The organism is Paenibacillus sp. E194 (genome assembly GCF_000935845.1).
Lineage (GTDB): Bacteria > Bacillota > Bacilli > Paenibacillales > Paenibacillaceae > Paenibacillus_B > Paenibacillus_B alvei_B.
Window position 1 is genome coordinate 1 of record NZ_JMDX01000187.1, and the last position, 11,414, is coordinate 11,414.

General features: G+C 43.1%; 13 protein-coding genes and 1 pseudogene. 6 read left to right on the top strand and 8 right to left on the bottom strand.

The window, feature by feature from the left end; all coding sequences use genetic code 11:
- The 3 genes from AZ66_RS21250 to AZ66_RS21260 form a co-directional block, all read right to left on the bottom strand.
- On the bottom strand, positions 1–193 hold a 193-nt coding region (locus AZ66_RS21250), incomplete at its 3' end, for a hypothetical protein (protein WP_044356652.1).
- A gap of 3 nt (positions 194–196) precedes the next feature.
- On the bottom strand, positions 197–850 hold the full coding sequence (locus AZ66_RS21255) for a TetR/AcrR family transcriptional regulator (protein ID WP_044356653.1): 654 nt from the start codon (positions 848–850) through the stop codon (positions 197–199).
- Between the two features lie 259 nt (positions 851–1,109).
- Entirely contained in the window at positions 1,110–1,757 is a 648-nt protein-coding gene (locus tag AZ66_RS21260; protein WP_021262136.1) for a 2OG-Fe(II) oxygenase, read from the bottom strand.
- 544 nt (positions 1,758–2,301) lie between these two features.
- On the opposite strand from AZ66_RS21260, the gene AZ66_RS21265 reads away from it, so the two are divergent.
- The 4 genes from AZ66_RS21265 (at position 2,302) to AZ66_RS21280 (ending at position 4,740) form a co-directional block, all read left to right on the top strand.
- Positions 2,302–2,520, top strand: coding sequence for a hypothetical protein (locus AZ66_RS21265; RefSeq protein WP_028533469.1), 219 nt, complete (start codon positions 2,302–2,304; stop codon positions 2,518–2,520).
- A gap of 197 nt (positions 2,521–2,717) precedes the next feature.
- A complete protein-coding gene (locus AZ66_RS21270) occupies positions 2,718–3,506 on the top strand; it encodes a GNAT family N-acetyltransferase (protein ID WP_021262133.1) in 789 nt (262 codons plus the stop codon).
- A 153-nt stretch (positions 3,507–3,659) separates the two neighbouring features.
- On the top strand, positions 3,660–4,055 hold the full coding sequence (locus tag AZ66_RS21275) for a VOC family protein (protein ID WP_044356654.1): 396 nt from the start codon (positions 3,660–3,662) through the stop codon (positions 4,053–4,055).
- A 379-nt stretch (positions 4,056–4,434) separates the two neighbouring features.
- Complete coding sequence (locus AZ66_RS21280; protein WP_036621285.1) at positions 4,435–4,740, top strand: hypothetical protein; 306 nt, start codon at positions 4,435–4,437, stop codon at positions 4,738–4,740.
- Positions 4,741–5,192: 452 nt separating this feature from the next.
- Here the strand turns inward: AZ66_RS21280 and ribD are convergent, their stop codons facing one another.
- From ribD to AZ66_RS21300, 4 genes are read right to left on the bottom strand one after another with little or no spacing between them, the layout of a single operon-like run.
- Positions 5,193–6,290, bottom strand: a complete 1,098-nt coding sequence (ribD, locus tag AZ66_RS21285; RefSeq protein WP_044356658.1) for a bifunctional diaminohydroxyphosphoribosylaminopyrimidine deaminase/5-amino-6-(5-phosphoribosylamino)uracil reductase RibD — start codon at positions 6,288–6,290, stop codon at positions 5,193–5,195.
- Positions 6,283–7,047 carry a GTP cyclohydrolase II gene (locus AZ66_RS21290; RefSeq protein WP_021262129.1) on the bottom strand — a complete coding sequence of 255 codons (765 nt, stop codon included), beginning with the start codon at positions 7,045–7,047 and terminating at the stop codon, positions 6,283–6,285. Before AZ66_RS21290 ends, ribD begins: the two co-directional genes overlap by 8 nt.
- 55 nt (positions 7,048–7,102) lie before the next feature.
- Positions 7,103–7,762: an alpha/beta hydrolase gene (locus AZ66_RS21295; RefSeq protein ID WP_044356655.1), complete on the bottom strand. Its 660-nt coding sequence runs from the start codon at positions 7,760–7,762 to the stop codon at positions 7,103–7,105.
- Entirely contained in the window at positions 7,759–8,151 is a 393-nt protein-coding gene (locus AZ66_RS21300; protein ID WP_036621283.1) for a DoxX family protein, read from the bottom strand. Before AZ66_RS21300 ends, AZ66_RS21295 begins: the two co-directional genes overlap by 4 nt.
- 174 nt (positions 8,152–8,325) lie before the next feature.
- On the opposite strand from AZ66_RS21300, the pseudogene AZ66_RS21305 reads away from it, so the two are divergent.
- A pseudogene (locus AZ66_RS21305) lies at positions 8,326–8,876 on the top strand (helix-turn-helix domain-containing protein).
- 74 nt (positions 8,877–8,950) lie between these two features.
- Here the strand turns inward: AZ66_RS21305 and AZ66_RS21310 are convergent.
- Positions 8,951–10,720, bottom strand: coding sequence for an oleate hydratase (locus AZ66_RS21310; RefSeq protein ID WP_044356656.1), 1,770 nt, complete (start codon positions 10,718–10,720; stop codon positions 8,951–8,953).
- 221 nt (positions 10,721–10,941) lie between these two features.
- Here AZ66_RS21310 and AZ66_RS21315 point away from each other — a divergent pair, with 221 nt between their 5' ends.
- Entirely contained in the window at positions 10,942–11,382 is a 441-nt protein-coding gene (locus AZ66_RS21315; RefSeq protein ID WP_231586984.1) for a TetR/AcrR family transcriptional regulator, read from the top strand.
- The last annotated feature ends 32 nt before the right edge of the window (positions 11,383–11,414 follow it).

Consider the following 11,414-nt stretch of genomic DNA (forward strand, 5'->3'; position numbering starts at 1 on the left):
GTGCACCTGAATGCATCTGCATAAAATGCGGCGTTTTCGCCTGAATCATAAGTGTGTCTAGCGCACCTGTTAGATTGACAATGAGAATTGCCGCCAGTGAGACAAGCATTGCCGCAGCCGCAACAAATATCATCGTTGTCAGGGTAATTGCCTTGCTCTTCAACATGTCATTACGGATTATCCTGAAATGCATACGTCACCTCTCTTCCTCGTGTTCTCCACTTTTACTGCCGAACATCCTCATCGTGTGAATTAGACTTCCTTCTTCGGCTCCAAGCAGTCTCTCTATGTTATAAACAAATGCCTGCATACGTAACATCCGCTCTTCATCCGTCAATTCAACCAGATCATCATCCAACACGGTATTTGCATAGATTACGATCATCTCCATGCATTCATATGGGAACGGCGTATGGAACATGCCCTCCAGGATGCCTTCGCGGATAATTTCCGCCAGTATCGGCGTAATACCGTTAATAATGACCTTCTGTATTTTCTGATGCATAAGTGCGTTCTGTGGCTTATGAATATGCTCCATTATCTCCTTGCTGCTCCCGCCGCTTATGTTCAGTGCCATGACTACACGGATAATACGCTCGACTACGGGAATGCTCTTGTCAGCAGCGATCTCCTGCGCCGCATCTAATAGACGGACATTGTACCGCTCGATCAGCGCGTCTAAAATATCCTCCTTCGATTTAAAGTGGTGATACAAGGTCCCACGCGCAATCCCGACCTTATCGAGGATATCGTTTGTGCTTGCACCGTCAAAGCCCTTCAGGCCGAAAAGCTCATCCGCCGCATCTAGAATTTCACTTCTTCGTTCTTCGGCTTCTTTTACAATTCTCATGCATCTACCTCTTCTTCCCGTTATAGACCGACTGTCTGTCTGTTAAATGGTAACATAAACCATTCTATTAAAAAAGGACTTTTGTCACGGAAAAAATTCGAATACATGGGGGGCTCAACTAGTAATGTGTCTCCGTTAACACTTATTGCGTAGTAAAAAAAGCCCAGACCGCATCAGGTCGAGCTTTCTTGTCATAGATGTTACTCAGACGCTATTTTGCCTAACCATTACTTCAAATCATTCCGGACACAGTCAACCACTATGAGATCCGAAATGCCTGTCTTCTCATCCACATCGTGGCGACCCACTTTTCGCCTTTGCTTACAGGTGCACCTGCATGCAGGGTGAGTTCGTTTAATTCAGAATTACTGTAAAAATATTCGAAGTAGACCGCCATGCCTTTGTTAGGGAACACGGATAAATTAAGCTTAGGAAAGATCGTTTCTCCGCCTTCCTCCACATCATTCAGATACATAACAAGTGTACTAATTCGATTATTTCCACTTGCCCTACTCGTCTCAGCGAAGTAGTCATAATGAGGCTTATACTCCTGACCGGGGGTATAGAGCAGCACTTGCAAACCATCACCATGCTCGATTGGAATATTCATGATTTGAGCGATTCGCTTCTCAATCTTTGCGACCGTCTCACTGTCTTCACAAAATACTCCACTGCTCGTTCTAATCTGATTGACTGAACGGTCTTCCCCGATTTTGGAGCGCTGCAGCCGATCTCTTGAGAGTTCAATCAGCTCATCGCACTCTTCATCACTAAGGACATTTCCTAGTACCACAACCAAGGGCTCCTCATATTTAGCAAGGATTCGAATCTCTCGATCATCTGTCTTAATTGTGCTTCCGACATGATCAAAAATAGTACGTTCTTTCTCCGTCGCGTTCCCGATCATCCTTAGGTATCCCCCAGTTAATGACATCAATCACAAAAATAAGATACCATAAAATGGCCATTTTACTCTACTGATTTTTAGAAAGATACAGCCCACTTTCACCTTTACCTCTACATTCCCAATCATACATTCCTGACTCACAACTAATACCTAGCCGCAATATAATGTTTCTAGGCTGTATGTGACGAAAATACACGGGCATTCAGTCAAACATTGTTATTGTATTGTTTTCATCTGGTGGTTTACGTTGTCTTTATGATAAAGCGTGGAACGGGTGATATCATTATGATCTATACAGCTCTTGGGGACTCCATCACATTTGGGGAAGCAGGCCGAGCTTATCTATGGATTTCAACATGGAAAGATTGAAGATGCACTAGGTGGATTTTTACCGATACACCCGAACAACAGGGGCCATCAAGTGATTGCAGCGAAGTTGGCTCCATTTCTTTTTCCGAGCAGTCCCCCGCTTTTTACTTAACGAATAAGTTTTAGTATAATAGCGAAGAATGTAACGAGTACAAATCCAAAGGAGGGATTACACATGGATATCAAAGCAAAAATTGAAGAAGTCGTTGCAAAAGTCAAGAACGATCCAGACTTCTCATCTAAATTTATGAGTGATCCTGTCTCGGCGATCGAATCTGTTATAGGGATTGACCTGCCAAATGATCAGATCAATGCATTGATCGAGGGTGTAAAAGCGAAATTGACCGTTGATAAAGCCAGCGGCGTTTTTGATTCGATCAAGAAGCTGTTCTAATTTGTACATAACAAGTTGAGCAGTTCTCATACAAAGGGGATATACAAAGTCATGTGAAATGACCCGTATATCCCCTTTTTCGCATTCAAATTCCCGTGTCCTCTTAACTGAGCATGGCCAGAATTCTGAATAGAAATATCTGTATGTGCATGATATGGTAATATAGAAAACTATATTTATTAGAAAGAAGGAATCGAATGATTTATAAAGCAGATCACAATGTAAGAGAAAAATTGGTGCCTATGTTCGAACATATGGATAGCACGATTATTCTCTCCTATCTCCAAGGACATATGGGTGACGCTTGGGTAGACAACCTTGAGAATCCAACTGTTGCTCAAATCACTGTGGGGATTTTTGTGTTTTATGCGGGGAACCCCAACACAGAGGAAGCTGAAGAATTACTTCACAATCTTCCTGAATTTACGCTTGCAATTGTTGATTCGGATGAGTGGGAAAAGCGGATAGAGATGGTTCACAAAGGATCGTATGAGAAATTTCAACGATTCAGATTTAAAAAAGATTCTGGGGATTTGGATAGAGCACACATACAGAATCTACTGTCTGCATTACCTGAAGAATATGAAATTAAAAAAATTGATAAAGAGATAGCTAACGCCCCTTCCTTCCATGAGCTCTCAGAAGACTTTGTCAGTCAGTTCGATTCGATTGATGATTTTATGGAAAGAGGAATCGGGTATGCAATTTTACATAAAGGGCAGGTTGTTTCTGCGGCAACATCATTTAGCATCTATGATGATGGAATCGAGATCGAAATTGCGAGTCACCCTAACCATAGAAGGAAGGGACTTGCAGCTACTGCAGCCTCTGCTCTGATATTAGATTGTCTGGATAGAGGGAAATACCCGAGTTGGGATGCGGCGAATATTGAGTCTGTTGAGCTCGCAAAAAAGCTGGGATACACGTTTAAGGAATCTTATGACACATATTTTATTAATAACAAAGTGAACAGAAACCAACCTTAGATCCTCTTTATACACCTGTAATGTGTAAATCTTCTCCTTTAACTGATCATGTTATGAAATGTATTATTTTTTGCGTATTTACAATAATGATCTAGAGGAATACAAAAAGCATGCATAATAGGATTTTAGAAGATCAAAACGTAGGAGGTAATCATGGGCAGAATCGTTCATTTCGAAATTCATGTAGATGACATGGAACGTGCTAAGAAATTTTATGGAGAGGTATTTGGATGGACATTTGAGGATTGGAGCGATTATGCTGGAATGCCCTATTTCGGAGCTTCGACAGGGGATGCAAATGAACTTGGCATTAACGGGGCATTGATGCAACGTCGAGGCACCACCCCAGAATCAGGTCAGCCTTTGAATGGCTATGCATGTACAATGGGAGTAGAAGACTACGATTCTACTGAAACAAAAATTCTAAATCTTGGAGGCAAACTCGCATTGCCAAAGCATGCACTACCCGGAATGGCATGGCAAGGGTATTATATTGATACTGAGGGGAACACTTTTGGTATTCATCAGCCAGATAAGAATGCAAAATAGGATTTTTCTTTACACACAGAAAAACCCGGCCGCTTGAGGTCGGGTTTTTTAGGTACACCTTTTATATCGTGAGAGATGCTTCATTAATATCGTACAAGGTGCCTTTATTCCTATCAACAAGATAAATAATTTGCTGATAAGCAAATCCTCCCTTTTGATTCGTGAAGTTGAAAATCTCCAATGCAGGATATTTGCTATCCATATAATTGATATCGCGATACGCAAGGATGACGATGAACTCTCAGGCTCAAATCCCCCATTAGTTGGAATCCGTTCGCTTTCGATATAGGTTAGAATTATCGGGCTCAGATCGTCACTCACCTATAGGCATCTGCATACGATGGAGAAAATGAACAAATCTAAATTGGAGGTCACGACCATGAGCTTGCAACAACAGGGGCAACAAGAACAAACTCTGTATCGGATGGATCCAACGACTATGCATAACGTAAGATCCATTCAAGATCACATAGGAAATATATGCCGCAGCCATATGAATAAACTGGTTCTAGTGGAGACGATGGATGGCGATGTTTTTGAAGGGGTACTTATCCATTGTGAAAGAGGAATTTTATACTTACGACTTCCAGGCCATGGGACTAGTCGCGGTTTTGTTCCTGGTTTCCAAAATGATTTTGTCTTGCCCCTAGTACTGTTCAATTTACTCGCCATTTCATTAATATAGGCCTGATCAAGCCTAATCTAAGGAGTGAAATCTTATGGCATTTGTATCGCCTCAAGGACCACAAGGAATACAGCAGGCACCATCATCCCCTCCTCCACAATTTGCACCACCACAACCCGCTGCTACAGCGTTCGCCATCGACCCCGGAGCTATTTCGGGTTGTTTATTCCGCAACACGTATGTGTGGTTGAGAAATGGGAACTCGTTTTGGTTCTTCCCAACCTTTGTTGGACGTAGATCCGTTGCAGGTTTTAGATGGACCGGTTTTGGATGGATGTATACGGGAGTCGATCTAAGAAGCATTGTGTCATTTACATGTTTTTAGAGAAGAAAATAGCGGCCCAGTACCTTACCGGTGCTGGGCTTTTGCATACGACGGATTGTAATATAAAGTGCGACAAATAAAAAGACTCATTTCAGATGCCCCAACTGAACAAGTTCTTGCAGAAATATTATTCCCCTCTGTATACCGGGTAACCCACAAATTTAAAATCTTTACCTAATGGCTGCAGACTGACATTGTGAAGCTCTACAGCGCCACTCATCTTTTCGATCCCTGTCCCGCCGAGAAAGGACGATGCATTCCGACCACCTATCAACTTCGGAGCCATGTAAATAATGACTTTGTCGATGAGTTTATTCTCAAAAAAGGCTGCATTGATTTCACCACCGCCTTCTATCAAAACGGAAGAAATCATCTCCCTGCCCAAAAGCTGAATAACTTCGATTGGATTGACCCTGCCCGTCTGTTCCATAACAAATACTTTAACGCCTGCCTTTTCTAATGCCGCCCTCTTCTCGACGTCGTGAGAAGTTGTTGTGAACACCCAGGTGGGAGCTTCTCCATCTGTAACCACTCTAGCACCCAAAGGTAACCGTAAAGAGGAATCCAAAACCACGCGTATCGGATTCCTACCGTTAGGCAACCTTGTTGTAAGCTCAGGGTCATCTGTAAGCACCGTGTTGACGCCAACTAGGATCGCGGCATTCTGATTGCGGAGAACGTGGACATCTTCCCGAGCCGCTTCTGAAGTAATCCATTTGCTATCGGATGAGTAGCTATTGATTTTCCCATCCATCGTGATAGCTGTTTTTAAAGTCACAAACGGAATATGCTGGACAATGAATTTATTGAAAACCTCATTCATTTGGAAAGATTCTTCTTCACACACTCCCGTGATGACTTCGATTCCTGCTTCCCGGAGTATATCCACCCCTCTCCCCGACACGAGCGGGTTAGGGTCAAGTGCTGCGATCACCACTTTTTTAATGCCTGCTTCAACAATAGCAACTGCGCACGGCCCTGTTCTACCATAATGGGAACAAGGCTCAAGCGTCACATAGATGGTCGCACCCCGCGTAAGCTCTCCAGCCATGCGGATCGCATGGATTTCGGCATGGGGTTCGCCTGCCTTCATATGAATCCCGATGCCCACGACGCGATTTTCGTTGACAATCACAGACCCTACAAGAGGGTTTGGATCAGTCTGCCCCTTCATGGCCTTTGCATTCTGTATGGCCAGCCGCATATAGAATTCATGGTTATTCATCATTGTTGCAGGAGCCATTCCCTTCGTTTATATGTCCCGACCGCTCGATTTTGGTTTTTAAGTATTTTTCATTATATTCCGATACATCCCCCCAAAGCTGTACCCGATCTTCCACTGCCATGCCTGCGTTTCGAAGCGCATCAATCTTTTTAGGGTTATTAGTTATCAGTGTAACCGGTTTGGTCCGAAGGACATTTAATACTTGTATCGCATCACTATAGTCACGGGCATCGTCAACAAATCCAAGTTTAAGATTGGCATCTACGGTATCGTAACCATTTTGCTGAAGGATATAAGCCAGCGCTTTGCTGAAAAGCCCGATCCCTCTGCCTTCGTGGTTGGCAAGATAAAACAGCGCGCCAGTTCCATGCTCGGCAATATGCATCAATGACTGCTCTAGCTGATATCCGCAATCACAGCGTTTGCTGCCAAAAATATCCCCTGTGTGGCAAATGGAATGGAACCGGATTAAAGCATGATCTGCATTCTCGAAGTCTCCGTGCACCAGCACGCTCGATTGTTGATATTCAGCTAAATTCACATTCGATAATTTGGCAACAATATGCTCGAAATCTTCCGTTACCTCGCTGCAATTCAACCAGCAATACCATTTAAACTGAACGGTTTCCCCCCGCAAATTAATCGGAAGATTTATTGGTCCAACTAGATAAATGGCACCGTTTTCCGTGTTGATCATTTTAATTCTCTCTTGTAGAAGAGAAATGACTTTGGGATCAAACTCCTTAACAGCAGGCATTAAAACAACTCCTCTTTTAACCAATGTTTATGTCTTATTGTGAACGAAACAACTTTTATTCCCTGTTAATGGTTAAACCAGCATCCTGCCTAAGCCAATCCAAAACATCACGTTGATTTTCTTCCGAAACGCCATGGTCGGTCGGGTATATCTTTAATGTGATTCGTTGCGTGTGTTTCTTTAAATATGTCGCCGTTTCATGCACGATCCTGACTGGGAATACGGAATCATACTCACCGTGCGAGACAAATACCGATACATTATTCAGACTTCGAAGTGGATATTCCGTCTTTACAAAGTCAGGAATGTATCCATTCAACGCAACGATTCCCTTTATTTGATCTCCCATTGTAAGTGCAAGCGTCATGGATAAAATGGCGCCTTGACTGAAGCCGAGCAAGTAACATTTGTCCGGATCGATCGGATACTTATCCATCGCATATTGAATGAAAGCTTCGAGCTGTTTTACCGCCTCATCAAACATCTCTCGAATGGGATTACCCAAACTTTTCAGTTCGTAATATTGATATCCTGCACCAAGCGGTAGATTACCGCGAATCCCAATGACAATGAAATCATCACTTATAGGTGCCACCAAGCCAAACATATTTCCTTCATTAGAACCTTTACCGTGCAGCGTAAAAATAACCGGGTATTTCTTATTCGGTACTACATTGGCAGGCAGGTGAACGTCATATTGGTAAAACGGAGTCATTTGAACCACCCTTTTTGAGACGCTTTTCCTGCCATAATAATGCGGTCAAGCGAGAATGGCGACCGGTCGGCCACTGCAAGGTATAAAGAAATCATCATAAATCCAAGATCCAACTCATAGCCAGCCATTTGAGCATTGCCAAGAAGTCCTGCGGAGAGTTTTGCAGTCAGTATTGCACCAATAAGCATTACTACGAATAACGCCGATACATAACGGGTAAACAATCCCGCTATCAGCATAATACCGCCCACAAGCTCAAGCAGCGCCACGATATATGCCGCAAATCCAGGGATACCAATGGAACTGAACCAGGCCTCAACATTAGTCATGCCCATTTGAAATTTCGCGATACCATGAAACATAAATATGATTCCTAGCACTACACGCATAATAATTGTTACTGCAGCTGTCTTCGTCACACAAATCACCCTCAAAATAATATTAGTTATAAAGAAATAAAATTCATATAAGTAATACTAATCAAAAGCAAGTAGCGTGTCAATAAAAAAATTGCTAATATATAATTATATTTGTTATCACTAATATTGAAGAGGTGCAGTCCTATGGATATCGGCTCCACAATACGTGCTATCCGAAAACGAAAAATATAACTATTGCTCAAATTTGCGAAGAAACCGGTCTATCTCAAGGATTCATGAGTCAAGTGGAAACTAATAAGACTTCCCCATCGATATCAACTCTAGAAAACATCGCAAAAGCACTAAAAGTACCTTTAGCTTACTTGCTGTTAAAGAAAGAAGATCGGATGAATATTGTTCGTAAAGATGAGCGAAGCATTACGACAAGCGGTTCTGATAAGTTAACAGTGCAGCACTTAAGCTCTACGAAGAACGTAAGGATGATGGTCGTAGAGTTTCCTCCAGGGGCTTCGACGGGGATTGCTCCACATGCGCATGAAGGTGAGGAGGTCCATATTGTCATTGAGGGAAGAATCTACGCGGAGCAGGGAGAAGACGCGGCCGAATTTGAAAAAGGTGATTCCTTCAGTTGGAACGCATGTACACCCCATTTGGTGAAAAACATCGGTGATGACACTGCCATCGTTCTAATATCCCTCTATACGGAGAACGACAACAACCGGGAGCTCATCTAACTATAAGCTATGTTCGTAAGACATAAAAAACGAGGAGTCTTTGCCAGTGGCAGAACTCCTCGTTTCGTCTACGTTTAAATCAACTTATACTCTTTAAGCAGCTGCATGATTCTGGTGTGAGAAACTTTTTGCACACCCGTCACTGCTGCTAATTGGATTGCTGGAGGCAGCTCCATATCGGTTAGTTTCTTGCCGTCCATCATTTTCGCTGTGGAATCCAACAACACACGGACATCATAAGCGGATCCAAATACTTCTGGCACGCCGCGGTCAATGTCAAGAAGCGTGTACACAGCTTCCATGGCGGTACGCACCGAATACTCCGTGGTGAATACCGTGTCTCGCGGTGTTTCGGCGAAGTTACCGATAAAGGCAGCGTTGACACAATCATCAGGAACTACATTCGGGCGATCTCCCGCAGCTCTTGGCATGAAGTAAGATGTAACATAAGGCATCATGCAAGGCACACAGTTTGCGGAGTTTACGGCAAGATCGTGAATCTCTGCTTCAGGTACGCCCATGTGGTAGAGCCATTCTTCCGTGATCTCGATACCCGTGCAGTCCTTCATCGGTTTCTTGATGTAGTCACCTGGTACGTCGCAATACAAGCTGTAAACCCATACGACGAGCTGATCTTTTGGCTGCGATTTGAAGTGAGGCTGTCGGTTCAAGGTAAAGCTCATCAGCCATTTTGAATCTTTTACTGTCACGATACCGCCGGTAACGACCTTGCCACTGAATGGATCCCGCTTGCAAATTTTCTCGATGTAAGGAGGGATTCGGTCATCCAACGTTGTAACCGTAGCAGACTCCCAGTTGCTTTCCGCTATGTTGCCACAGAATTTGTCTGGACGGCCAAAGGCAGGATCCTGCTCCGCGATCTTCTTCCAAAGCTCCCAGCTTCCCCCGAGGGAGGTATTCATAATGGCAGGAGTGTTGTTGTCGCCTAAAGTGGAGCTCTCGGTATTGCTGCCATTCGTAATGAATACCAGATCATTTTCAGTCAGGTCAAAGTGTTTTTCTTGTCCGTTTTGAACATAGACCAGCCTTTTAGCAACTTTCTTGTTCTCCGTAATATCAAACTCAACATTCGTTACGGTCGTTGCATATTGGAAGGTGACACCATGGCCTTGCAAATACTTCATTAGCGGCAGTGCAAGAGACTCATACTGATTGTATTTTGTAAATTTCAACGCTGAGAAATCTGGCAATCCCCCGATATGATGAATAAATCTAGCGATATATCTGCGCATTTCCATCGCGCTATGCCAAGGCTCAAATGCAAACATCGTCTGCCAGTAAAGCCAGAAATTCGAGTTAAAGAAATCTTCCGAGAAGACATCTGTAATTTTCATATCTTCAAGCGCTTCTTCTGGAGTAAAGAACAACTTGATAATTTCCATCGAAGCAGTTTGAGTAAGTGTGAATTTGCCATCGGTATGTGCATCCTCACCACGATTGAGAATAGCACGCTGCAAGGAGTAGTTCGGATCCTCCTTGTTGAGCCAGTAAAATTCATCTAATACCGATGCACCCTCTGTTTCAAGTGAAGGAATAGAGCGGAATAGATCCCAAAGGCATTCGAAGTGGTTCTCCATTTCCCGGCCACCACGGATAATGAACCCCCGACCGTCATCATAGATGCCGTCTAATCCACCTCCGGCAATATCGAGTTCTTCAAGAATATGAATGTTTTCCCCCTTCATCTGACCATCCCGTATGAGGAATGCGGCTGCGGACAGTGATGCAAGACCAGAGCCGATCAGATAGGCGGATTTTTGATCAACACCGAGTGGTTTCTTTGGACGGGCAAAAGCTTCATAGTTACCATTGCTATAATACATCCTTACAACCTCCTTTAGTGGTCCTGACACCTCCACTTTATAGGAGTATGATTGCAATAAAAATAGACAAGTAAAGCCCTGTGTCTAAAATTTAAACTTCAAGTGCCATATGTCTAAAATATCCATAGGTTATGGTAAAATAATAAGAAACATTGCATCCTAAGGAGAGGTTTCCAATTCATCCGTACACCAAACATGCATTAGCTGATGCATTGAAGGATATGCTGGGCACCAAGACTTTAGATAAAATAACGGTTAAAGACTTAGTGGAAGCCTGCAAGTTGAATCGCCAAACCTTTTACTATCATTTTCAGGATATTTATGACCTGCTTGGATGGATATATAAAACGGAGGCACTGGGTGCTATCCAGCATAACAAATCCTATGCGACTTGGCAGCAGGGGCTATTTATCATATTAGAATTTGTGGAAAGCAACAAGGCTCTTTGCATGAATACCTGTCGTTCTCTTGGAAAAGAGCATTTGGAAATGTTTTTAAATCAGGTTTTATTTGAACTCCTAAGTAATGTTATCAATGAAGTTTCGGATTCCCATACGATTTCGGAAGAGGACAAAACGTTCATCGTTCAATTTTACAGCCATGCCTTTGCAGGAACGCTGCTGGATTGGATTAAGGATGGGATGAAAACACCTGTGAGGTAATCGTGAACCACATTGTTCGACTGATGGATGGG